The organism is Affinundibacterium macrobrachii, assembly GCF_014652415.1.
Classification (GTDB): Bacteria; Pseudomonadota; Gammaproteobacteria; order Burkholderiales; family Burkholderiaceae_D; genus Undibacterium; species Undibacterium macrobrachii.
In genome coordinates this window covers 221783-244702 of the sequence record NZ_BMYT01000003.1, presented here as the reverse complement: position 1 = coordinate 244702, position 22920 = coordinate 221783, and the positions used below count along the sequence as shown (strand labels likewise).

Annotated in this window: 22 protein-coding genes; 8 read left to right on the top strand and 14 right to left on the bottom strand. The window is 45.1% G+C overall.

The genetic code is table 11. From position 1 onward, the window contains the following. Positions 1 to 41: 41 nt before the first annotated feature. Positions 42 to 1889: a DUF885 domain-containing protein gene (locus tag IE103_RS10030; RefSeq protein ID WP_189345979.1), complete on the bottom strand. Its 1848-nt coding sequence runs from the start codon at positions 1887 to 1889 to the stop codon at positions 42 to 44. Positions 1890 to 2219: 330 nt separating this feature from the next. Here IE103_RS10030 and IE103_RS10025 point away from each other — a divergent pair, with 330 nt between their 5' ends. Further along, a complete protein-coding gene (locus tag IE103_RS10025) occupies positions 2220 to 3353 on the top strand; it encodes a serine hydrolase (RefSeq protein ID WP_229827214.1) in 1134 nt (377 codons plus the stop codon). 21 nt (positions 3354 to 3374) lie between these two features. Here IE103_RS10025 and IE103_RS10020 read toward each other — a convergent pair whose 3' ends face one another. Further along, complete coding sequence (locus tag IE103_RS10020; protein WP_189345978.1) at positions 3375 to 3827, bottom strand: phage integrase N-terminal SAM-like domain-containing protein; 453 nt, start codon at positions 3825 to 3827, stop codon at positions 3375 to 3377. Between the two features lie 176 nt (positions 3828 to 4003). Here IE103_RS10020 and IE103_RS10015 point away from each other — a divergent pair, with 176 nt between their 5' ends. The 4 genes from IE103_RS10015 (at position 4004) to IE103_RS10000 (ending at position 6094) form a co-directional block, all read left to right on the top strand. Then, positions 4004 to 4351, top strand: a complete 348-nt coding sequence (locus IE103_RS10015; RefSeq protein WP_189345977.1) for a hypothetical protein — start codon at positions 4004 to 4006, stop codon at positions 4349 to 4351. Between the two features lie 168 nt (positions 4352 to 4519). After that, positions 4520 to 5353 carry a hypothetical protein gene (locus tag IE103_RS10010; RefSeq protein WP_189345976.1) on the top strand — a complete coding sequence of 278 codons (834 nt, stop codon included), beginning with the start codon at positions 4520 to 4522 and terminating at the stop codon, positions 5351 to 5353. Between the two features lie 65 nt (positions 5354 to 5418). Continuing rightward, positions 5419 to 5565: a hypothetical protein gene (locus IE103_RS10005; protein WP_189345975.1), complete on the top strand. Its 147-nt coding sequence runs from the start codon at positions 5419 to 5421 to the stop codon at positions 5563 to 5565. 259 nt (positions 5566 to 5824) lie between these two features. Next, positions 5825 to 6094 carry an FUSC family protein gene (locus IE103_RS10000; protein ID WP_189345974.1) on the top strand — a complete coding sequence of 90 codons (270 nt, stop codon included), beginning with the start codon at positions 5825 to 5827 and terminating at the stop codon, positions 6092 to 6094. Between the two features lie 57 nt (positions 6095 to 6151). Here the strand turns inward: IE103_RS10000 and IE103_RS09995 are convergent, their stop codons facing one another. The 7 genes from IE103_RS09995 to IE103_RS09965 all read right to left on the bottom strand — a co-directional run bounded on the left by IE103_RS09995 (position 6152) and on the right by IE103_RS09965 (position 14940). Next, entirely contained in the window at positions 6152 to 7612 is a 1461-nt protein-coding gene (locus IE103_RS09995; protein WP_189345973.1) for an N-acyl-D-amino-acid deacylase family protein, read from the bottom strand. Between the two features lie 34 nt (positions 7613 to 7646). Then, positions 7647 to 8966: an amino acid deaminase gene (locus IE103_RS09990; RefSeq protein WP_189345972.1), complete on the bottom strand. Its 1320-nt coding sequence runs from the start codon at positions 8964 to 8966 to the stop codon at positions 7647 to 7649. An 18-nt stretch (positions 8967 to 8984) separates the two neighbouring features. Continuing rightward, positions 8985 to 10304, bottom strand: coding sequence for a sugar MFS transporter (locus IE103_RS09985; RefSeq protein WP_189345971.1), 1320 nt, complete (start codon positions 10302 to 10304; stop codon positions 8985 to 8987). Between the two features lie 1057 nt (positions 10305 to 11361). After that, a complete protein-coding gene (locus IE103_RS09980; protein ID WP_189345970.1) occupies positions 11362 to 12135 on the bottom strand; it encodes an SDR family oxidoreductase in 774 nt (257 codons plus the stop codon). Further along, entirely contained in the window at positions 12136 to 13317 is a 1182-nt protein-coding gene (locus IE103_RS09975) for a hypothetical protein (protein ID WP_189345969.1), read from the bottom strand. 91 nt (positions 13318 to 13408) lie between these two features. Beyond that, complete coding sequence (locus IE103_RS09970) at positions 13409 to 13801, bottom strand: RidA family protein (RefSeq protein WP_189345968.1); 393 nt, start codon at positions 13799 to 13801, stop codon at positions 13409 to 13411. Positions 13802 to 13938: 137 nt separating this feature from the next. Further along, on the bottom strand, positions 13939 to 14940 hold the full coding sequence (locus IE103_RS09965; protein ID WP_189345967.1) for a 2-dehydro-3-deoxygalactonokinase: 1002 nt from the start codon (positions 14938 to 14940) through the stop codon (positions 13939 to 13941). A gap of 450 nt (positions 14941 to 15390) precedes the next feature. Here IE103_RS09965 and IE103_RS09960 point away from each other — a divergent pair, with 450 nt between their 5' ends. The 3 genes from IE103_RS09960 to IE103_RS09950 all read left to right on the top strand — a co-directional run bounded on the left by IE103_RS09960 (position 15391) and on the right by IE103_RS09950 (position 17989). Further along, the gene (locus tag IE103_RS09960) at positions 15391 to 16308 is read left to right on the top strand and encodes a hypothetical protein (protein ID WP_189345966.1); all 918 of its coding nucleotides are present in this window, start codon (positions 15391 to 15393) and stop codon (positions 16306 to 16308) included. Between the two features lie 280 nt (positions 16309 to 16588). Next, positions 16589 to 17473 carry a transcriptional regulator GcvA gene (gcvA, locus tag IE103_RS09955; protein WP_189345965.1) on the top strand — a complete coding sequence of 295 codons (885 nt, stop codon included), beginning with the start codon at positions 16589 to 16591 and terminating at the stop codon, positions 17471 to 17473. A 105-nt stretch (positions 17474 to 17578) separates the two neighbouring features. Further along, positions 17579 to 17989: a hypothetical protein gene (locus IE103_RS09950; RefSeq protein ID WP_189345964.1), complete on the top strand. Its 411-nt coding sequence runs from the start codon at positions 17579 to 17581 to the stop codon at positions 17987 to 17989. 137 nt (positions 17990 to 18126) lie between these two features. On the opposite strand, the gene IE103_RS09945 is transcribed toward IE103_RS09950, so the two are convergent. The 5 genes from IE103_RS09945 to IE103_RS09925 all read right to left on the bottom strand — a co-directional run bounded on the left by IE103_RS09945 (position 18127) and on the right by IE103_RS09925 (position 22878). Continuing rightward, positions 18127 to 18690 (bottom strand): papain-like cysteine protease family protein, encoded by a 564-nt coding sequence (locus IE103_RS09945; RefSeq protein ID WP_189345963.1) that lies wholly within the window; start codon positions 18688 to 18690, stop codon positions 18127 to 18129. 116 nt (positions 18691 to 18806) lie between these two features. After that, on the bottom strand, positions 18807 to 19535 hold the full coding sequence (locus tag IE103_RS09940; protein WP_189345962.1) for a hypothetical protein: 729 nt from the start codon (positions 19533 to 19535) through the stop codon (positions 18807 to 18809). Between the two features lie 457 nt (positions 19536 to 19992). Then, positions 19993 to 21321, bottom strand: a complete 1329-nt coding sequence (locus IE103_RS09935) for a S41 family peptidase (protein WP_189345961.1) — start codon at positions 21319 to 21321, stop codon at positions 19993 to 19995. A 1-nt stretch (position 21322) separates the two neighbouring features. Beyond that, positions 21323 to 21790 carry a MarR family winged helix-turn-helix transcriptional regulator gene (locus IE103_RS09930; protein ID WP_189345960.1) on the bottom strand — a complete coding sequence of 156 codons (468 nt, stop codon included), beginning with the start codon at positions 21788 to 21790 and terminating at the stop codon, positions 21323 to 21325. 272 nt (positions 21791 to 22062) lie between these two features. Beyond that, a complete protein-coding gene (locus tag IE103_RS09925) occupies positions 22063 to 22878 on the bottom strand; it encodes an NAD-dependent epimerase/dehydratase family protein (protein WP_189345959.1) in 816 nt (271 codons plus the stop codon). Positions 22879 to 22920: the final 42 nt, after the last annotated feature.

Here is a 22920-nt window from a genome sequence, read left to right as displayed (position 1 = left end):
TGTTTAATCTTGTTAAATTGTATTGAATCAGGTTTGGCGTTTTATTGTGGTTTGTTTTTTGCTATCCACTTTTCTACTTGTGCTTCTAGAATAGGCATCGGCAAAGTCCCATCACCAATCACAATTTCATGGAACTTCTGTAGGCTAAAATTAGGGCCAAGCGCTTGTTGCGCGCGTGCGCGTAATTCTAGTATTTTGCGTGCACCGATTTTATAGCTGAGTGCTTGTCCTGGTAAAACCATATATCGCTCGATTTGATTTTTAGCTTTGGCTTCGGTGTAGCCGAGGTTTTTTTGCATATAGTCGATTGCTGCTTCACGCGTCCAGCCCTTGGCGTGTAGTCCTGTATCCACTACTAAGCGCACCGCACGCATGAGTTCGTCATTGAGATGACCAAAATACGATTCAGGATTGTCATAAAAGCCTAACTCATGACCCAGCGTTTCTGCGTACAGTGCCCAACCTTCTGTGAATGCAGCACTGTTGAGATTTTCGGTATTGAATTTTCGGAATTTTGGTAAATCGATTTCTTTCAACAAAGCCGCATGTAAATGATGACCAGGTTGGCCTTCATGTAAAAACAAAGTCACCATACCTACGCGGCTATATTTTTTCGGATCGTTGACCACAGGCCAGAAGATGCCAGGATGCGAACCATCGGCAGATGGTGGCGTATAGTGATCCGACGCAGTGGCACGGCTCAACTCCGGTTCTAACTGTAACTCCATTTTGCCTTTGGGAAGTAAGCTAAATAAGCTTGGTAACTTCTTTTGCACTTGTGCGTCGATTGCGCGATAAGCGTCCAAAATTTCAGTATCAGTTTGAAACGACTTAAACTTGTCTTGTGCACTAACCCATTGCGGCAAATCAATCGCTGCGCCGGTGTAACCTAGTTTGGGACCGAGTTCTGCCCATTGTTGTTGAATACGAGTGACTTCTTGTAAACCAAGTGCATGGATTTGATCTGGTGTTAGATCGGTGGTGGTGTTATTTTTAATCCGCATTTGGTACCAAGCCGCGCCATTTGGCAAAGCACTGTAGCCACTGGTGTCGCGTCCTGCTGCCAAATAATCGGTCTCTAAAAAATGCACTAATCTTTGTAAGGCGGGTGTCAGCTTGGTGCGTATGGTTTGGCTATACGCTTTGCTCAGTTTTTGCTTATCCGCAGCAGAAAAATGTGCCGGCATATTTTTGATGGGCGTATAAAAAATACTCGCTTCTGCATTGGCATTTGGCAGCGCCTTGAACTGTGGCAGCATCGCTAAGGTAATGGCTTTTGGTTGAACGATGCCTTTTTGTATACCTTCGCGCATATTTTTAATGGCTTGTTCTACCCAAGCAGGTAATACATTCAAACGAGCCAAATAGGCATAATACTGTGGCACTGTCTTCAAGGGCTGCGAACCATCACCACCAGCAAAATTAGCCAAAGTACTTGGCACATTGTCCATTTGATTGATGGGCAGTAAATGTTCGGGGAAGTGTTCGAGGTGCAATGCACTGTCTAATTCATAGGCAAGCAAATCAAAATTGAGCTGATCTTTTTCATTGAGTTGTGCTCTTGAAATGCGTTTGAGTTGTGCTTGCATTTTGTGCATCAGCGCAAACTGCTTTGCGCGATTTTGCGGCGCGATACTGATTGCTAATTGATTGTCGTAACGGTTGTCCCCATTAATGCTGGCATACAACAGTGGATCAAATTTTGCGCGCGATTCGTAGAACGTGTCTGCTAATTGATCCAGTTGTTTCTTCGTTTGTACATTGCTCACCGCGATGTTTGCTGATGATTGGGCTTGTGCAGCGATGCTGAGATTTGGTGTACCTGCCACGAAGACCGAGAGTAGGGCGATGCTCAAACTTGTTAGTTGCAAGTGTTTTTTGAATGCCATGACATATCCTGTAAGTGAAAGTGGCAGATGACTTTGCGCAGTAATATTTTGGAATTTCTAAATTGGCCAGAGAGATTCGTACAAAATAATTTGCATAAAATCTCAAGCTAAATAATTTGCTAGATCAATTCGAGAATACCGCAATTTTTCTATTTCGGGCGTGAAAGTAGCTCGCCAGACAACACTTGGTTTGATCTTGGTAAGAAACTGTTTTGTCCTGTAATTTTTTGTAAAAAGCGTCTTAACAAAGATGTACCCGATTTAAGCTGACGATATACCACTTAAGTTTATCGCTATCGTTTCTTTTGTTTCTTTTTTTTGGGGTGATGTATGTCGAGATTGCCATTTGTTTGCGAGTCATTTAGATCGAATCAGCTCACAGCTGTCATTGCCTTGTTGCTCTGTACTGCTTGCGGCGGTGGAAGTGCAAGCAGTAATTCAGCGGCGGTAAGCACACCCACTACATCCACGACACCGGGCAATAGTTGTTCAGTCACACAACTAGAATCGGAGATGAATAGTCAATTTGCTCAATTGGTGACAGATACGGATTTTTCATTTGGTGTCGAGCGGGATGATGGTCGTCGCTATGTATATCAACGCGGAAGTTCTCGGATGCAAACTTCTTATGAATCAGCATCGACTTCCAAATTGGTGAGTGCTGTGATTATTTTGCGTTTAGTGGAACAAGGCTATCTTAAATTGGAAGATAAGCCGCAAGACCGCATCGCCACTTGGCCAATTGCGGCAAGTTCACCATTAGCAACGATGAACTTAGCAAACTTGTTGAGTTTCACTTCTGGTTTAACCGAAGAACCTTTATGTGTGAACGCCGGATTCATCAATTTTGAATCTTGCGTCAACACCATCGCCAACGCTAACGCGAGCAATCAAATCACTCCAGGCAGTGAATTCTATTACGCCAGCACGCATTTGCAAGTGGCTGGTTTAATGGCGATCAAAGCGCGCGGTGTGCCTTCGTGGCAAGAAATTTTCAGCGAGTTTAAACAACAGACAGGATTATTCAAAAATGCGAGTTATGACTTACCCTCATTAAACAATCCACGCCTAGCGGGCGGCATGCATTGGACAGGAGAAGAATATCTAGATTTTCTCTCTGCGCTAAAAAAAGGACGCCTGCTCAACGCGACTTCAATGTCACAGCTACTGGCAGATCGCACCACGACGGCAAAGTTGGTTTACTCACCTGCTGCGGCATTGGGAGAGGTATGGCATTACGGTTTCGGCTACTGGCATGAATGTCAAAGCACAAGCTTCAATTGCGCACCAGCGACACGTATTTCCAGCCCGGGCGCATATGGTGCTTATCCATTTTGGGATAGAAGCAAATCCTATGTTGGCATACTCGCTCGTCAAGGAGAACTTGGTACCTTTACAAAAGGTGCGACATTGGAGCGAGCGATACGGCCTAAGGTAGAGGCTTGGTTGGCTTGTGCTGGGTAATGGGTATTTGCACCAAACGAGTCAACAAGTCGCCTCATTGAGCCTCATCCCTGTACCGTATAACAGCTTCGCTAATAACAAATGCACGTCAGACAAATGAGCAAACAATGTACTGATATCTTCCGTGGACAGCACGACCGGCAAGCGATGACTGCTACGAGGTTTACCAATCTCAGTGAGCCAAGGCAGATCAATTCGGAGAACATGTTTGTATAAAAATAGCAGTGCGGCGAGTGCTTGCTTATGCGTCGATGCCGAAACGGCTTTCTCATTGGCGAGATAGCTAAGAAAGGCCGCCACCTCTGACGCACCCATATCTTTTGGGTGCCTCAATCGATGAAATCGAATATAGGAACGACACCAATACACATACACTTGTTCGGTGCTGGCGCTATAGTGTTTATACCGAATTGCTTCCTTGACTCGATCCAGAAGCTTGGTAGAATGCAAAGGGATTGCAGTGTCGGTTTTCATAGAAAATTTAATACTGATTAAATATACAGTATATCTACGAAGAGCCTTACTGCAAAACGGTTTTAAGAATATTTTTAAAAAATTTATGCGAACTGCGTCGGTTTTATTCGACAAACTGTCGCGGAAAACAAGTTAGCCACTCTTTGCGCTTGAACTACATCGCAAGAAAGGAATTTATGACTTTGATTGCGGTACTTATCTTTGTTGCATTGTTAGTTGCGTATGCTGCGTTCTCGCTCCCGATACATTTTCAATTCCGATCGTATTGCGAATATGTAGCGAACGCGACAGCTCGCGTCAAGGAGCTTCACGATCAACGCAGTGTTGATGATGGTGGTAACAATGCATTTGAGCGCGAGCTGTGGTGGCGACTGTTGAAGAAGGATTACCTAGACTCTATCGACCCAATTCTTGTCGAGAAGTCAGAAGAATTGTCGCGAAAGATAAGGCTTTCGTTGATTTTCGCCATTGGCTTGGTGGCCGCTTTTCCTGCCCTCATTTTTATTGGAAGCTGGGTGAAATAATGCATGCGTTGCAATACAGGGTGCGACAGTTGCAGTATAGTTTTTCAATTTAAATGAAACACACTAGCCTAACTTGACGATCGATAGGGAATCGCAAATGATATCATCGGTTTTATTATATCCATGAAGGCGATCCCTTCATCTCTGCGTTAGGAGTCTTACGTTACGATGCTGCTCAACTTTACGCGCCGAAACAAGCTCGACTACGAGCCGTGTGAGCTTCGATACAAGTACGTTCCATCCGCCTTCCGATACGATCTTCTCAAGTTGTTCTACGAAAAACTTGAGGAGGGAGAAATCTCCGTCCTTCGTGAGTACGCGCTCTATAGAAACTTGTCCGTTTCGATAAACAAGGATCACGTAGCCTTATACGGAGAGGACGACATCCATGAGGGCTACAGCAGCGATCTTCTGATCGAGCTTCTTCGGAGTGCGCAATGGCATGAGGTGCTGAGCATCATTGAAGAGGTGGTGAACCAGCGATTTGTTTCATCGAAGCAGATTAACAAGCTCTTTGCCTACCACAACGTTGGATACGAAATTGTCAAAGACGACAGCAACGGAACTTGGAAAGTAGAGGTGAAGTACGACGCAGTAATTGCGGAAATGTCGGACACAGAAGCCGCAACAAAGAGCTATCCAGTAATCTCTGCTCTTATTGCAGGCGCCAAGGCTGCGCTCGCTGATCCGAAGCATATCGATATTGAAACGTCAGTTTCCAACTCGATGAAGGCGATTGAGGGCTATCTAAAGGAGTGGCTTAGCGAAAAGGGTATTTCGGCTGCCACGTTGGGTGATGCCATCAAAGAAATTAAGAATAAGAAGCTCGCCGACGCGAACATCATAGAGTCCCTGCACCAGTTCTACATATATCGAAATCGCACACCAAACGTTGGGCACGGAAGCGCGACTCCTTCGGACGTCACAGAAAATGAGGCACTGCTAATCAATGAAATGGCTGCGTCATTCATTAACTATTTTCACCGGAAGAAAGACTCCTAACCTTTCGTTGCAGGGGACGCTCCGCCTATCGGCGGTGCGCCCCTGAACTCCACGTTTGGTCCAAATTGGTCGCGCACCTTCCAGAAACATTCAACGCTGCTGAGCGTGTCGTGATGCTGAAGGATGGACTTGCATTGGAAGTTCGTACCGCAGCGAACTCCGCCGCAAATAGTCATGCTGCGAAGGACAAAGAAAAAGCTTTGGTGGCATGATTGATTTCGGCGCGATGACTATTCATCCGATTAAAATTCAGCTATGGTTACTGAACCCAGATTTTCCATTAGGCGCGTCTTCGACGCTATTTGAGCGCTGGCGGCGCATTTTCGGTCATTTTTTTCGCTCTTCGTTGAAAATAGCTAGCTATTTTCGCCTCATTCACGTAAAAACTGCCTCGAAAAGTGCATCCACCATCATCTCAAATCCTAATGGAAATTCTGGGTTGAATTCTGATTAACGATATTGGCGAGCAAGATGGATAAAACACTTTTTTTACCTGCGCAGACTTTGGTGCTCTTTCTATTGTCAATGTCTTTGCTGCCTTGGCTGCTTAAACGAGGCTATTGGGCTTTGTCAGTGATCCTACCCTTATCTGTCTTTTTGATTTTTGCACTACTCAATCCCAATAATTTCGATTTTATTCAACGGCTTTGGCGTGGATTGGGAATCGGGATCGTTAGTGTGGCATCGGGTTTTGCGTTCTTCTATCTATCGAAACGTACAACGAAAAATTCGAAGTCGTAAAGATGAGCGTTAAGTAAAGCCTCTTTGAAGTTCGTGCGCTGCGCGTGCTATTTCCACTTACGTAGGATAGCGTTCACTTTGTCTATCTAAAAAACGACCAGCCCGGTTCGCAGTTGGCTTCGCATTTGCCAATGCAATTTCACCATTGACGATTACCCAATGTATGCCCGTTGCTGCTTGTTTTGGCGATGCAAATGTCGCTTGATCTGAGATGTTTGCTGGATCAAAAACGACTAAATCCGCCCAGCAATTAAGGGCAATACGCCCGCGTTGCTTTAGCCCAAAATAATCGGCGGATAGCGTCGTCATGCGACGTACTGCTTCAGTCAAAGTGAATAATTTTTTGTCGCGGCTGTAGTGTCCTAATACGCGGGGAAATGCGCCCCATAAGCGTGGGTGTGGATGGCTGTCGTGTGGTAATCCATCTGAACCTATCATGGTGTGTGGATAGCTCAAGACCCTTTCCACATCGTCTTCACGCATTTGAAAATACACAGCCCCAGCTGGATGCAAGCGTCGCGCTGCTGTTTTTTGATCGACTTGCCATTCTGCTGCGATGTCGGCCAGGTCGCGTCCTTGCATTTCTGGATGTGGTTGCGAGAAGCTAATCATGATGCGGATGACGCCATCGACATAATCGGGATCGAGGACGGTGGAGCCTGCGGTGTAAGGGTAGGCGTCGAGTCCGACAGCCTGCGTTTTGCGGCGCTCGGTCACGTAAGCTAAGGTTTCTGCGGTGCGCCCCCAGTTGGCGGGGCCTGCGCATTTGTGATGTGAGAGGATGACAGGTAATTGCGCTTCTTTGCCCGCGTCACATGCTTCGGCTAAGGCATCGAGTACGCCATTGTATTCATCGCGAATATGCGAGGTATAAACGCCACCAGCAGCGGCACTAATTTTGGCTAAAGCGATGACTTCGGCATTGTCGGCGGCTTTGCTGGGTTGATAAAAGAGACCAGAACTAAAGCCCAATGCACCTGCATGCATGCCTTCGGCTAACAAGTCTTGCATGACTTTGATTTCATCTTCTGTCGCGCAGCGCTGTAAATCAGCAACGGCATTCACACGCAAAGTTGAGTGGCCAATCAGCATGCCAATATTCACTGCGGGCTGTGCTTGTTTCACCGCTTTGGCGTAGTCTTGAACGCTGGCGTAGCGGTAGTCTTTTTGTGTGCCGATTAAGCTCAGCGGTGCTGGTGGTATTTTGTCGGCGAGCCACGGCGATAGGCTGATGCCGCAATTGCCCGTAATGACGGTCGTTACGCCTTGTGTGAGTTTGGGTAACATCGCTGGCGCATCGATGACTTCTCTATCATCGTGGGTGTGCACATCAATAAAGCCTGGGGCAACCACTAAGCCAGTGGCGTCTAGAATTTCATATCCTTGCAAACTGAGTGCGGGTGCAATCGCGACGATCTTTTGATCGGCAATGCCGATGTCAGCACGGTAAGGCGCAGTGCCACTGCCATCAATGACGTCTGCATTGCGGATGATGATGTCGTAGGTGACTGTTTGCATGACTTTGTCGTTCGGGCTTGACCCGCTCCCCATATCAGAAGAAAGTATTGATCGCCGATTGCACTTGATACTCATCGTCGACGACTAAAATTAAGGGCCATTTATCAAAAGTTGTACACGGATGGGAAATGCCACAGGCGACTAGATCACCGACTTGCAGTGTTTCGCAGATAGCGCTGTCTTTCGGTAAGCGCAAATAGGCGTGTTGGTCATTCATTTTTTCTATCTTGCAGCCAGCCGGTAAATCGATCGAAGCCGATGTCTTGCCTGGTCGGTGCGTTTGCACTGGAAATGGTAAATCGATGTCATAAGAGGCATCGCGCTTGCCCATCGTCAAAATCGCCAGATCAGGTTCTGGTCGAGATTGCACCATGCTCCAGACCTCTAAGGCTGGGCGCAAATTATCTTCGTCAACAGTGCTTTCTCGTGCTTGCATCTCATGCAGTAAGTGATGGTAGAAACCATGATCATGGGTAATGTAGCAGCCACTTCTTAAGATCGCTGTCACAGGGCGTGAAAGTTGCAGCTTGGTTTCAAAGCCGCGCCCGACCAAATCAAAATATGCCGAGCCACCAGCGGATAGCAAAATGTGCTCACCGCCAAATAAGCCTTCGGCATCGGCTTGCTGTGTGAGTGCGACCAAATCATTGATAAATGCGCGGACAGCGAGCAAGTCTTGATCACGATGTTTGCCTACTAGTAGGCCTTCATAGCCTTCAATTCCGGCTAATTGCAAGTAAGGACTTTGATGAATCGCACGTGCCACAGCCAAAGCATCAGCTTGACTGCGGCAACCTGTGCGTCCACCGGCAAAACCAAGTTCAACCAACAGCGGCAAGCGACGCGTGATTCCGGATTGTTGTACTTGTGTGGCGATGCGTTCGACGCCATCAAGTGAGTCGGTTAGCGCAAAGAATTCAAAGCTTGGATCTGCTTGCATCAATGCCAGTACGGCTTGCGTGTCGCTGCGACTAATTAATTGGTTCGCCAATAAGACACGCTTCACCCCAAAGCGATGCGCGATCAAGGTTTGATTCACAGTTGCTAGCGTAATTCCCCACGCGCCATTTTGTAATTGCATATCAAATAGCTGTGGTGACATGGTGGTTTTTCCATGCGGTGCTAATACGACTTGCATACGCGTGCAGAATTGTTTCATCCACGCCAGATTATGTTGTAAGGCCGTTTGCTTTAGTACCGCAACTGGAAAACTAGTATCTGCGTTTAAGACATTCCAATTTTGTTTTGGAATATCTTGTTGTTGCAATGCGCTCTTTAGTGCTAATCCTTTGGTCCCGGGCAGTAGGACTTGTTGTTGTAATGAGTCGAGATTCAGCGTGTGTGCAGTTGACATGGTGATTCAAGTAAAAAGTTATTTCCAGCTAGTGATCTTGTGCCCTTTGATCGCATAAAACAAGATCATGGCGTAGCAAGGTAACATCATCCAATAAGCACTTTGTGCACCGCTGCTGTCGGAGAAGTGACCATATACCATAGGCAGAATAGCGCCACCCGCAATGCCCATGATCAGCAGGGCGGAACCCGCCGCAGTGTACTTGCCTAAACCTTCAAGCGCTAATGGCCAAACTGCAGGCCAGACTAGTGCATTAGAAAACCCCAAAAGAGCCAGAAACATCACTGAATTGGGTACCACTGGAACTCCTGCCCAACCCACTAAAGCTTGAGCGATGCTATTGTCAGTCGATGAGCTTAAAGCGACGCCCGCGGTAAAAAGAATACCGCTCAATGCAGATAAAATCAGTGCGCTTTTTTGTGATAACAATTTAGGAATCGCGACCGCGCCAAGTAAATAGCCGATCACCATAAAACCCATGGTGTAAGAGGTCAATTTTAGAAAATGTTCAACCCCTAGATGTTGGCCATACAAACCTATCGTGTCACCCGCGATTACTTCAACACCAACATACGCAAATAAAGTCACTGCACCTAATACCAGCTGCGGAAATTGCAGCACGCCAAAGCGGGTGGTGCTACTACTTTCTTCATCTTGTAAGTCGAGATCAGGTAAAGAAGAAAAATGAATGATCGCCATGAAAATAAGCAAGCCAATTGCCATCACGATATATGGCATAACCAAACGCGCGGCGAGATCATCGCGCAATGCTTCACGTGCAGCATGATCCATCGCCGCTAACGCCGCGGTTGAAGTTGTGCTTTGGTCGATTCCAGACAAAATCAGTGCAGTGAACACCATCGGTACAACTATGCCAGCACCTTTGTTAAACAAACCCATGATACTGATACGCATCGCCGCACTCTCACGTGAACCTATGCAAACGATGTAAGGGTTGATCGCGGTTTGCATCAAGGTCATGCCAGTAGCAAGCGTGAATAAGGCAAGCAGGAATAAGCCGTAATAGCTGGTTTTAGCAGCTGGAATGAACATCAACGCACCGATAGCCATCACACCAAGGCTAGCGGTCATGCCATTCTTGTAGCCGATACGACTGAGTACCGCTGCTGAAGGTAGCGCCATCACAGTATAGGCAATATAAAACGCGAAGGTGACCCATAGCGCTTGGAAGTCATTGAGGTCGCAAACGATTTTTAGAAAGGGAATGAGTGAGCCATTGAGCCAAGTTACAAAGCCGAGAATGAAAAACAATAGGGCGATGAAGAACATGGCGACTATGACTTGTTTTTTGGATTGAGTTGGTTCGTTGTTGGTCATGGTTTTCCCGTTTTTTTGTTGATGGTTCTCGGTGAGTTGAGAGTGTCTCTTTTGGTTTGTTTGTTTCTATAAATCTTGTTCCGTTTTTTTACTGGTGATAGTGCAATTGACCGTTTTTGGTTGAAATTGTTTTTGTAAGTTGCGTTAGGTCGATTGCAGAATCTTTATTTTTCTTGACATATTTTTTTTGTTGCTCATTGTTTGCTGGTCGGGGGTAGCCCGACAGCTACTTACTTTTCTTTGCTTCGCCAAAGAAAAAGTAAGCAAAAGAAAGGCGACCGTAGACTCGCCCTTCGGGTGCTTACGCTGCGCTTCAGCATAATTTGTGCATCACAAAAAATGGGAAAGTGTTGAAACTCGCTACGCTCAAACAACAACACTTTCTTATCCATTTTCTGTGAAGCACAAATTACATCGTCTCAAACGGGGGTAGGTCAAAAACAAAGTCAAAAACAAAGTCAAAAACAAAGTCAAAAACAAAGTCAAAAACAAAGTCAAAAACAAAGTCAAAAACAACAACCATCAACGGCTAATGGAAAAATGAGATACCGTCGATGCTTCAATTTCCTTCAGCTACGCCTCGCTACATGTATCGTCATTCCCGCGAAGGTGGGAATCCAGTGGCGTAAAAACTTTACGTCACTGGATCCCTGCCTACGCAGAGATGAAGCCTCAATTCTTAATTTTTCTACCTCAATTGAACGGCATCGCGGTTGATACTGTTTGTTTTGTTGTTGTTTTTGACTTTGCCTTTATCCACTTCTGACACTGCCAATTGTGCAGGGCAGAAAATGGATAAAGAAAGCTTCGTTGTTTGAGCCGCAGGCGAGTTTCGAAGCTTTCCCATTTTTTGTCTTGCACAATTGGGAACCCGAAGGGCAGTGGCAGTGTGGTCGCCTTCTTTTGCTTACTTTTCTTGGCGAAGCAAGAAAAGTGAGTGGCTGTCGGGCCACCCCCGACCAACAGACCGCTCAGCAACACAAAACCCAAAAAACAAAACCCAAAAAACAAAACCAAAACCCAAACCCAGCAATCAAACAAAAAACCAACCCCCCCCCTAAATCTCCTCCTGCGTCAACTCTTGAGCAAACACCTGATTCCCCGCCATCAATCCACCATCCACCGGCAACACCACTCCCGTAATCACTCTTGCCGCATCAGACGCTAAAAACATCACAGCATCCGCAATATCTTCAGGCGTCGCAAAATCACGTAGGGGATACCACTTTTTCAAATCCTCAAACACCTGCGGATTTTTATCGACGCGGGCTTGCCACGCTTGGGTCTTCACCGTACCAGGGCAAACCATATTCGCCCGTATCCCAAAGCGTCCAAATTCCATCGCCAGCGCCTTGGTATAACTAATCAAACCAGCTTTCGCCACGCTATACGCCGGATGTCCAAACGAGCTCATGCCATTCACGCTACCGATAATTACGATATTCCCTTTACCTGCTGCTTGCATTGCTGGGCGAACTGCTTCGACGGTGTGGAAGGTACCGTTCAGGTTCAAATCCATGTCTTGCTTCCAGCTGTCTTCTGTAGTGCTTTGCAAAGTTAATGCTTGCGCGGCGCCTGCGTTGGCGACTAAGACATGTACTTCACCGCGTTTTGCTACCGCAAGATGTAAAGCTTGTTTTAGTTGTTCGGCATTTGTGATATCAGCTAATACCGCGGTGCATTTTTCTGTACCAAGTTGTTCAACTAAAGCGTTTAATTGTGCCGCTTCGCGATCTTGTGCATACACATAATCACCCGCGTTCACAAAAGCTTGGCAGAGTGCGCGGCCTATGCCGCCACAGGCGCCCGTGATGAGAATATTTCTGGCCATTTAATTTTGTTCCTTGAGCGTGTTCGCTAAATGATCAAGCTGGTACTGCGGTAGTAAGCCGTAGTTGTAGAACGCAAAGTCTCGAATGCCTAAAGCTTGTATGCCTTTGATTGCGGGTGCTAAGTCTGCACCTTGATTGAGATCGGGTAAGCCAGGGCGCAAGATTGCGCGTATTTTTTCTGGGTTACCAATTTGACGTAGGCTTTCCCAAGCGTCGGCGATGGCACGATTGGCGCTTGGTTCATAAAATGGGATTTCGAGATAGTCAGCGACTTCAGATAGCGCTTTTAGATCACTACCTTCGGTCCAGCAAGCGGCGGTCGGTCGTTGTACTGTGGGTATCACGGCTAACTCGCATTCACTTGGAATTGCTGCACGAATCGCACTGACTAACTGCGTCACGCGATCTTGTCGCATGCTGATGAACGCTAATAATTCAGGATCGCTTAATAGATCGGATTGGGTCCAACTAGCTGCTTGATCTGTCTGAGCATCGGCAGGTAGTGCCAGATAACTGTGAATGTTGGCTTGCACTCGCGTTTGTAGCGCATCGATTGCGATGCCTTTTTCTTTTGCTGCGCTGGTACATGCATCGCAAAAACACATTCCTAGCATGTTATCTAACCAAGGATTGCTCGCCACTTGTGCAAACTCGTGGTGGTAGCCATGTGCATATGGTTGCCAGCCAGGGGTTTCTAACACGATGCTGCTTAAGGCATGTTGATGACTTAAATCTTTGCACAGATTCACCGCATAATCGAACACCGCTGTATGCATTGGGCACAAACTATAAACGTAGGGATCACCGTAGGCATTTTTTACGGTGTGTTGCGGGAATGCGGTGCCCAAACGGGTATTGTGTAACAGCACGGTCCAAGCATGGACTTTTAATCTGCCGTCTTGCAATAAAGCTGGTAGTACAGCACGCATTGCCTGATCACTATGCGCTTGCGGTTTGATTTCGCCATACGCTTGAAGATTTGGATCAAAATAACCCACGCCATCTTCTGGAAAAATTACGCGTGGTGGATGCTTGGCATGCGGACGTATAAATTTACCGGCATGGTAAGCGGTCGCTATCGTCACATCAGTGATGCCCATACCGAGCATTTCATCAACAAACTGAGAAACGCCAATATCAGCAATATCCCAAGCGTAGGTATAGAGAGAGCGGTAGGCCATCTTGTCGGCATCCTTGAATTGGTGGTAGAACTGTGATGAATTTGAGTATCGGTAGCGAGGCTGAAAGTGCTTTAATACGCCTTAAAGTGGCTTAAAGCGGTTTATAAGCGGTGACTTCAATCTCGACTTTGCAATCAACCATCATGGCCGATTGCACACATGAACGTGCTGGCGGATGCTCGCCAAAATACTCGGTATAGATGCGATTAAAAGTCCAGAAGTCACGTGTATCGTCAAGCCATACGCTGACTTTGACCACATCACTTAGTTCGCAACCTGCTAGAGCCAATACTTTTTTAACGTTTTCCATGGTGCGGCGGGTTTGTGATTCGATACCGCCGGTTTCGATTTCACCATTCTCTTTCATCGCCACTTGTCCGGAACAAAACACAAAATCGCCAGCACGAACTGCGGGTGAAAAAGGTAGGCGTTGTCCACCTGCACCGGATGGGATATTGCCAAAGCGAGTGATTTCTTTTGTCATGTTGTACTCATCAAAAAATAGTCATTACTGTGATTGCGCGGCGGGGCACAGCATACTTGTCTCGCGCGCTCTCGTCATTGATCGTCGTATGGGTAAATTCCCTAATTTACTTCGTTTGTTTGTCTAAGCTTTTCACATCACTTAATTAAACCACGTGCGGAGGCAACTAAAATTGCGCCCTGTCCTGCTAAATGGGCTTGGGTTTCATCCGACACGACGGTGATTTTTCCAGAGAAATAATCATCGTTATTAATCAGAATCGCCAAGGCTTCTTTCATGATGGGTTTGCCGCACACGATCACTGGTGTGCCGGGCATCATCTTGATTGCCGTGCTATTTTTGAGCGTCAATAAGTCAGCACCAAGGATTGCGCCCAATAAGAAATTAGCGCGGTCATTGCGTTCATAAATCGTGAATTGATCTAGTGTGCGCACGTTAAAGCAGGTGCGTCCCAAACCGATAGTCTGCGCTGATTGCGCACCCGCCAATAGCATCTCTTGATTGATGGAGGTCGCAAATTGAGAGTCAAGAGATTGCGCCAAAATAGTATTGTGTGTGATCACATACATTAGTTCACCAGCGAGTGTGGTGACGCAACCAGTGATACGATTTTTATCGTCGATGCAAACAAACTTCGAGTGTGAACCAGGCATCACCATCATGGCGGGGCCTGTTATGCCGAGTTGATCAATCACGCTCATGACTTCAACTTCTTCACCGCGCATCATGTCCATTGCTTCGCAATTATGTAAGCCGATGTTTTCCACTACATTACGCACGCCCGGTACAAACCAGATCGGTTTTGAAAATACTTCAGGAATCGTCACCGATACCATACCTCGTGCTAGTTGCTGTAAACCAGCAGGCGCTAACACATGCGGCAATTCAAACAATCCGACATTGGAACTAATCATGCCAGAGCCGATCACAAGATCGATTTGTTCTGCATCGACCTGTGCGCTGGCGAGGGCTTTATTGATGGTGTTGCGCACCCCATTTTGTAATTTTTCTCGATTGCCAGTGATCGCGGTATCGCGTACGCCAACCTCGCAAGCCTCATGAGCCAGCACTTGATGGTCTTGCCATAAGGTGACGCGGGTATTGGTGGTGCCGGTGTCGATGGTAATGATATGAGTCATGTCGAATAAGACCTAAATGAAATTAGTGTGTTGCAGTACGACAGTTTCAACTTTGTGACGCCGAAATCGATGGTATCCCACTAGAAACCGATGTGTCGTAGTGCAACTTAATTAGATGTCTAGCAGCTTAACGGTGCAAAGGCGAGGGAGCAAGCGAGGAATATTTGAGATGTCATTAAGAAATATTTAATGAGTAAATTTTAATTTACTGATTGATTTGGTAATTCTCTAAGTTTGCACAGCCATACCAAGTTTTTTTGTCACTACTTGGATTTTATAAAAGAGCATAAAGACTCTTAATATAATCAAATCGTTGTAGACTATAAACAGAAGGCAGATGGTCTAATTACGCTTTTTGATGTCTACTATGCAAGTCAGAGTGAAGTGAAAGTAGTTGGTTTTGGCACATAAATTGGACTTCTTGATCTCCCTCTTTTTCAAAATTAGTTAATGAATACTCACAATCTATCTTTTGGTTACTATCCACAGACGCTCGATGTTTCTGCTGGTGCAGTCTCAATTTCGACGATTCCAAATTTAACCGACATAGTTTTTGCCATTGAGAAGGACAGCGAACATGTCGCGGGCGATTGGATTTATGCTCCCCCGCAAGAGGTACTTCAATTTGGTGGCAACATAGTCAAGATGCCGTATCCGACTCGTATCTTTGGTCTTCCAAAAACGCATATATTGTCACATTCATCACCCGATAATGACGATCATCTACGTTTCCATCTTTGGGTTTTGTCCTTTTTTGTTGGCATGCGTCTTACTTCGACTGAAGCGGGTTTTATTGATTCCACTCCAATTAAACCAAATAAGCTTTTTGATTTTGTTTTGACTGGACAAGGGATTGTGGATGTATTAGTACTAGCTGAAGCGTTTTGGGCCAAGCACCGAACTAAATCTGAGAGGGCTAAGCTGATTGCAGGCATTATTCATGCATTGTTTCTTAGTCAAAATCCGCATCACCTTCAGTTCGAACGATTTTTACTACTTTACTCAGCATTCGACGCTTGTTTCGCCCTAGCCAAGTCTATTCAAAAGCCGCCAGAATACCTCAAACATGGACAGCGTATTTCCTGGATGTGTAAGCTTTTTGGTATGCAAATTCCCGCTTGGGCTGACGATAGTGGCGTACTAAGCACAGAGATCGCATCTCTTCGAAACGAAAGTGTCCATGAGGCGCTTTTTATGGGGGAGCCGCTCGGTTTTGTTTTGCATGGAGTAGGAACGGGGGTAAATTTGACTTTGGAAATGGAGGCTTTGGCTTGTCGCTTACTTATTGCATTACTAGGTAGTGATAAAATGGATTATGTCGCCTCTCCTGTTACCACTCGTCAGCAATACGCCATAAGACTTATGTAGTGGCAAGTATTCAATCCTTTACTTTACTCCTTCCAGCAGGTCATATGTTTATGCTCATATTGGCATTCTGTTCGCAGTCATTCTTTTATCGAATGATATTAAAATGACTACCAAATTATTAGGTAGTTTTGCAAAATCTTAATTCATATTATTTAGTAATTGATATATTGATACTGTTGAGGTGTTCTAGATTTCAGTGGGACAACAACTAAATTTCAAGCTTTCATCAAATTTTATTAAATGAAGTTCTGATATGGTATCGGTTTTCAACGAGGGTAATATGTCTAAACGTCTTCCACCACTAAACGCATTGAAGGTTTTTGAAGTCGCTGCACGGCGACTAAACTTCACGCGTGCGGCGGAAGAATTGCATGTGACCAATGCTGCGGTGAGCCATCAAATCAAGTTATTAGAGGATTTTTTGGGCTTAGATTTATTTCAGCGTAGTAATAATGTGTTGAAACTAACCGAGGCGGGTGAGCGCTATTTGCCGCGTATTCGTGAGGGTTTTAAGATTTTTCAACAAGCGACGGATACGCTGCTCAATGACAATAATGTCTTGTTGCGAGTAGGCGTACCACCTTCATTTGGTTCTAAATGGTTGGTTCCACGCTTATATCGGTTTTTGAATCGTCATCCGCATATTCGTGTTGAAATCGTCTCCGAAGTCGATCGTAGCTATCGTGATTGCGATATCTCTATTGATTTTCGTCGTACACAATTTGCTGATTTTCGCATCGAACCATTTATCGCAACCGAAGTATTTCCAGTGTGTAGTCCTGCCATTGCAAAAAACATTGCGCAGCCTACAGATTTAAGCAAACAAACCTTGCTGCACGAAGTCAGTGCAATGAACGATCCCGATTATCCTAGTTGGCAATCTTGGTTTTCAACCTTGGGTGTGAATGATAAAGATGTACGTAAGGGCCCCTTATTCACACTCGCTTTAATGGCGTTGCAAGCGGCAATCGATGGTCAGGGCGTGGCCTTGGGGCAGGCATTATTGGTTGAGTATGATATTGCCGCAGGGCGTTTGGTGCGGCCGTTTCATGTGGAGACACCGTTGCGCTTGGATTATTACCTGATCTATGCGGCAGACATGAAAGAGAATGCCGCATTTGTGGCTTTTCACCAATGGCTGATCAGCGAAGCGCAATCGCGTTGATTTGGGCGCTATTTAGGTCTCTTTCAGAATCGAGTTAATTTTTCTTTTCTAAGCAATCCTGCATTTTTGCTCTCATCATACTTTGATCACGTTTCTTGTTTTTCTATGGGTTTATTCGCACCGCATATTTTAGTTTTGAACACAGCATCGTTGTCGAACGCGATGTCAGTGAATTTGATGACTGAGAAAAATGAATGGCTCAGCGCGATGAAAAAACAAATACTAGCATTATGTTTTCCAGACGAATTTTCGAAGGAAGAATTTGCTGATACCCCAAGCACTTGCGCGGTGATTTGTCTTGAAAATATACCTTCAGCACAGTCTTGCTTAGCTTATAAAGAACTTATTTTCTTCGGCAAATCTGCTGTATGCATTGAGCATGCTTTGCGTTGTTCTGGCCATGCGGAAAGCATGATGGTGATTGGAACTCGCTCGTTTGAGCATGTCGCGTTGCAATTAGATATTTATCTGCACCGATTTTTAAAATCACTTGCGAATCAAGTTGATCAAACATAAGTGTTAGAAATCTGCTGTAGAAATGAGTTCTAGGAAGACTAACTCGAGTTAAGCCAATACGAGGCGCAAGAAGCCAAGAAAAAACAACGCGCAATCCATGTTCATCTCATCAAAGATTGCGCGATGATTTCAAATCATTAGTTTGTCACAGCAGTGTTGTACCAATAGCGATCAGAGGCAGACGCCGTGCTTGCATAGGTTCTCACATAAGCGCCATTGCCTGGCCACGGATCATTAATGTACAAAGTTGCGCCATTGTTGGTGTAACCTTTGACCACCACAAAATGGCCGCCACCACCAGTCCACTGCCATAGCAAAACATAAGGCCGATTGGCATTGATTTTTGCAGTTGAATTAGCTTGTGACAAGCGACCAACTACCGAGGAGCTCACACCCCAACCGTTCAAAATATAAGTGATGGTATTGGTTGGCTTGGGTTGATTGGCAGGGCTGTTCCAATTAAACGTTGTATTGCCACAAGCGTAGTTGATACCGATTGCGTAATTGACTTCTGCACATTGGCTCGGTGTTTTGCCGAAGAAATTGAGTACCATTTGACTAGCGCCAGCCCAGCACCATTGGCTATGTTCTTGCACGCGCAAAGGGACGTTGAGATTTTTGGTTTGTGCAGAAGCATAACTACTGACTGCTAACGCAGCTACTATAGAAAGAAGTTGTAATCGACGAATTATTTTTTTCATGGTCTTGTCTCCGAGACGGAATGAGTTTGATCATCACACAGCATAGCGATGGTGAATCAAACGGTTTTTAAGTTGAAAATAGATTGCAAATGAGGCTGAATTGCTGACGCCAGTGTTTATTTGCCAAAGCGCTCTAAATGATTGCGTACCGCATTTTGCAAAGCCGGCAGCACATCTTGACTCGCTGCCAGTGGCGTTTCTGTATTGACAGCTTGGGTGCTGCGCAGAGATTGGCGTGCTGCGAGCAGCGGAGCATAGCGGGCGCGGCCTTCCATGTCTTTCACTTCCATGAAGTCGGCAGTCGCTTGATAAATGCGAATAAAGCGGAATGCGTTTTTGCCCGCGAAGTTCTGTGTTGAAACATGCAAGTCTTGCGCCAATTTTGCAGCACCAGCGCCATTCACTTGCCATTTGCCATTGATCTTTTCCAACTCAAGTAATGCAACCGGATTGTTTTCGACCAGCACCACAAAATTCCATACACCAGTGCCCATCAACATTTGATCAAATGGTCTTCCACCAGCCAATAGGGTTTGTGGATGAGCTGAATAAACCTCAAAGCCTAGCCCTAAGGTCGCATTTTTTAATTCAGAAATATCGCTGACATCGAATGGGAAGCCTTCCGGCAATTCGCCATTTTTAATGTCTTTGCTAATTTCAGAAATCAAATTACGTAAACCAATATTGGCCGCATTACGCAAGCCAGCAGGTTCTCTGGCGGCGGATGCTTTTGCAACCGCTTGTGCATCAAAACTAAGGCGTGCGCTACCTGCACCTTGTGCAAGCACTGGAATAGACGTCAACATCGCAATGCTGATCGCTAAAGATTTCAAGGGAAATTTCATCGCTGTTTTCCTAGTGTAAGTAGTTGTGTGAGTAAAACACTTAAGCAAATTGACTAAGCGTTTCTTATCGGTATGCGGCTTAAACCATGCACCGCATTGGCATTACACGAGATTTGGGATGATGAAAAAGCTGACTTAAACGAAAAGGAATAATGCAGATTTATATGAAGTGGCTCCACACCAGCCATGCAGCACAGTGCATATCTGGTGGATTGGAAAAAAATGAAAAACGAGGCGTATAGAATTCGATTGATACCAAATTTAAAATGTCATTCTGAATCAAGATAGAAAACACAATTAACTGATTCGATGTTTTTGCTACGCCACAAATTGTGAGTAAACAAAATCAGTATTCACTAAAGAGCAGGTAGTCGCAGAAAATGATGGCAACTTCTATACTTTTATGTGGGGTTTTTAAGTTCGACAAAAAATTGATCTTGATCGAGTTTAGTAAAAGTTAGTTCGCCACTCGCATCGATACAAACTCACTACCATTATCGTTAATTATTTTTAGGCTGACCTGATCATTTGTGTCATAAATAAATTCGATACGAAAGTAGTCGAATTCGTCCACACGAAAAAGATTTTCAGACATGGGAATTAGCTTGCAATTCGTACCTTTCCAACGCAAGTAAAGCTGTCCATCTTCGAAAATGATGGATTTTCCTTCGTAGTTTCCAACAAATTTCTTTAAGTGCTCTTCTGTAATTTGTATAGGTTTTAGATTTGATTTTGCAGTCGCGAGATGCCATTTGTAGCTTGATGCATTTGCTGAGTCAGCCAACATGAGTTTCTCTAAAGCGAGCGCGTGGGCTATTGGTAAAGCTAGCGTGGCTGACACCTTTAAGTCTGGAGCTACACCAATACCTTCCCAGTTAGTTTGGGTTCTAGGATCGACTGGTCTTGCGTTTGGAATATGCGCGTAGAATCTTTTATCAATTATTTTTCCCGTCCACATATTTGCGCCACCGCCTGTGGTTTCTCCTACCACGGTAGCTCTTTTTGTACTTTGCATTGAGTATGAAAAGCCTTCAGATGCGGAGAATGAAAATTGACTAGTTAGAATGTAAACAGGTAGCTCTGGTCTCCGTCGTCCTTCAACATAAGGGAAGGTAAGGTATTGTTTATGATCAGTCTTGTTACCTTGCCGTGTATGAAAATCAAATAAGAGTGTAGTTTCATCGTTGAAAAAGAAACTAGTTAGATATTGAGCTAAGTCTGATGCTCCGCCTCGGTTATATCGTAGATCAATAATGATTGCTGATGTCCCTTCAAAGAAGCGCATTGTGCTATTCACGGTTTGAGCAGCATTTTTAAGGTCATAAAATCCAGTCAAATTTAGGTACCCGATGTTGCCATCTAAAATTCGAAGTTCTTTGAAACCAAAATTATCTCGTCGTGCTTTTTCTAGTTCTTTTTGCTCAAGATATTTTTCGTCCTCTTTACTCAACTTTGCTCGCAATTCATCTTCTGTGCGTTCAGGATCAAAAAACAAGTTGAAATGCTTGTCTTTAATCACAGACATGATGTCGTTTGTTAAAACTTCCGCATATTTGTTTGGATCTGAAATTTTTTCATACGATCCACTTTTTTGCCTTGCCTCAAGGAAGTTGATCGCTTTATGAGCCTTATCTGGGAAAATATAGTTTTCTAATAAGTTTGTTTTTAGCGATTGCAGCACCGCATATTTTTCGTTAGCCGTGAGATCTGGGGATTTTTTTTGTGCATGTGATTCCAAGTTGTTAAATACAGAAAGTAACAACAATATACGAATAAGAATCTTCATTTTATCGTCCGATTTTTTTCTGATGCGCCTCTTTTAGCCGAGCGGCAAACGGCTTTTCCTCGAGTCGGGATGTAGCTGCTTTTACTATTTCAGTTAGAGAATAGGGGAGTTCGGATTCAAGTTCTTTTGTTGCCTCGGTTGTTGCCTCCCAATGAGCGGTAAGTAGTGGCAACATAGCTCTGCCATGATCTGTGAATCTCACAAATTTATGACGTCCATCTTTACTTTCAGTGTTTATTTTCACAATGTCATCTTTCACCATCAGTGCAATGGTTTGTGTTGCCGCTGGCTGTGTAATCCCCGCTAACTTCGCAATCTGATTGATTGTGAGTGGTTCAGATTCGGTCAAGGCTCTTACGATGGGTGTATATCGTGGCCGATACCTCAAACCTGCTTCGCTATACGTTGAGGCGACTGCTGAGTCTAGTAAGTCAATTAAATGACGTAATCGTGTTCCAAGTTTTTCCATAAAGGAAAGTATATGCGCACTTATATAAGTGCGCAAGTAAAATTTAATTTACTCTAAATCGAGACGGTTTTTCCTGTGGGAGGCTTGAAATAGTTAATGGTGTAGTTGTAGGGGATTGGTGCTGGAGGTGGGGAACTGGATATTATTTGATAATCAAAATTAGAATTGCATCATATTCACCTCGGCGCGAGGCATGGCTGATTGCGCCGAGGGGTTGAATAGCATTGATATGCGTTTCGATTTTTGACCATTGATTCGCGATTTGCGATTCGCTATATGTACTGCGGACCCGTCAGTAAAAATCCGCCGCCCTGATAAATGGTGGTGATGTCGTCTTTCTCAGGATAGTCGCCACTATCGGGGAATTTATGTGCGAATTGTGTTGAGCTGTCTTTTGCTTGGTAGCCAAGATGGCTTGCATAGCGGTTGTCCCACCAGCTTGCTGGGTTGTCTGACATGCCAAATGCAATCGTATGACCAACACGTGGCGTGAATAGGCAGCAGCGCAGCATTTCTACTAAATCGTCATAGCTAAAGTAAGTGACTAGCATCCGCTTATTGATCGGTTCTGGGAAGGATGAACCTATGCGTAGACAGACTGTCTCGATACCGAATCTATCGTAGTAATAACGCGATAAATCTTCGCCAAAGCATTTGCTAATACCGTACATGCCATCTGGGCGGCGTGGGCTATTGGCGTCGATGTAATCGGTGGTTTTGTAGAATCCAACCGCATGGTTCGAACTTGCAAATACCACACGCTTGACACCCGCTTGATGAACAGCTTCATAGATGTTGTACGTACCTTGAATATTGGCACGCATGATGGCTTCAAAATTATTCTCAGTCGAGATGCCACCAAAGTGCAAAACAACATCGACATCTTTCATCAAAGCGTGCACCGCTGCTTTATCAGCGAGATCACATTGCACCACTTCTTCACCGGCTTGTGCGGCGCCCATATCGCTGATATCGCTCAAGCGTACGATCTCTGCCCAAGGCTTGATGCGCTCACGCAAAATGCGTCCGAGACCACCTGCTGCACCGGTTAATAAAATACGTTTAAATGGTTTTTGATTTGTCGTCATGGTCGTTCTCAACTATTTTGTATTATTAAATTCCTTCTCCTG

Excerpts from the sequence above, each read along its gene's own strand:
- IE103_RS10030 (WP_189345979.1), bottom strand. The coding sequence starts at position 1,889 with ATGGCATTCAAAAAACACTTGCAACTAACAAGTTTGAGCATCGCCCTA.
- IE103_RS10025 (WP_229827214.1), top strand. The coding sequence starts at position 2,220 with ATGTCGAGATTGCCATTTGTTTGCGAGTCATTTAGATCGAATCAGCTC.
- IE103_RS10020 (WP_189345978.1), bottom strand. The coding sequence starts at position 3,827 with ATGAAAACCGACACTGCAATCCCTTTGCATTCTACCAAGCTTCTGGAT.
- IE103_RS10015 (WP_189345977.1), top strand. The coding sequence starts at position 4,004 with ATGACTTTGATTGCGGTACTTATCTTTGTTGCATTGTTAGTTGCGTAT.
- IE103_RS10010 (WP_189345976.1), top strand. The coding sequence starts at position 4,520 with ATGCTGCTCAACTTTACGCGCCGAAACAAGCTCGACTACGAGCCGTGT.
- IE103_RS10000 (WP_189345974.1), top strand. The coding sequence starts at position 5,825 with ATGGATAAAACACTTTTTTTACCTGCGCAGACTTTGGTGCTCTTTCTA.
- IE103_RS09995 (WP_189345973.1), bottom strand. The coding sequence starts at position 7,612 with ATGCAAACAGTCACCTACGACATCATCATCCGCAATGCAGACGTCATT.
- IE103_RS09990 (WP_189345972.1), bottom strand. The coding sequence starts at position 8,966 with ATGTCAACTGCACACACGCTGAATCTCGACTCATTACAACAACAAGTC.
- IE103_RS09985 (WP_189345971.1), bottom strand. The coding sequence starts at position 10,304 with ATGACCAACAACGAACCAACTCAATCCAAAAAACAAGTCATAGTCGCC.
- IE103_RS09980 (WP_189345970.1), bottom strand. The coding sequence starts at position 12,135 with ATGGCCAGAAATATTCTCATCACGGGCGCCTGTGGCGGCATAGGCCGC.
- IE103_RS09975 (WP_189345969.1), bottom strand. The coding sequence starts at position 13,317 with ATGGCCTACCGCTCTCTCTATACCTACGCTTGGGATATTGCTGATATT.
- IE103_RS09970 (WP_189345968.1), bottom strand. The coding sequence starts at position 13,801 with ATGACAAAAGAAATCACTCGCTTTGGCAATATCCCATCCGGTGCAGGT.
- IE103_RS09965 (WP_189345967.1), bottom strand. The coding sequence starts at position 14,940 with ATGACTCATATCATTACCATCGACACCGGCACCACCAATACCCGCGTC.
- IE103_RS09960 (WP_189345966.1), top strand. The coding sequence starts at position 15,391 with ATGAATACTCACAATCTATCTTTTGGTTACTATCCACAGACGCTCGAT.
- gcvA (WP_189345965.1), top strand. The coding sequence starts at position 16,589 with ATGTCTAAACGTCTTCCACCACTAAACGCATTGAAGGTTTTTGAAGTC.
- IE103_RS09950 (WP_189345964.1), top strand. The coding sequence starts at position 17,579 with ATGGGTTTATTCGCACCGCATATTTTAGTTTTGAACACAGCATCGTTG.
- IE103_RS09945 (WP_189345963.1), bottom strand. The coding sequence starts at position 18,690 with ATGAAAAAAATAATTCGTCGATTACAACTTCTTTCTATAGTAGCTGCG.
- IE103_RS09940 (WP_189345962.1), bottom strand. The coding sequence starts at position 19,535 with ATGAAATTTCCCTTGAAATCTTTAGCGATCAGCATTGCGATGTTGACG.
- IE103_RS09935 (WP_189345961.1), bottom strand. The coding sequence starts at position 21,321 with ATGAAGATTCTTATTCGTATATTGTTGTTACTTTCTGTATTTAACAAC.
- IE103_RS09930 (WP_189345960.1), bottom strand. The coding sequence starts at position 21,790 with ATGGAAAAACTTGGAACACGATTACGTCATTTAATTGACTTACTAGAC.
- IE103_RS09925 (WP_189345959.1), bottom strand. The coding sequence starts at position 22,878 with ATGACGACAAATCAAAAACCATTTAAACGTATTTTATTAACCGGTGCA.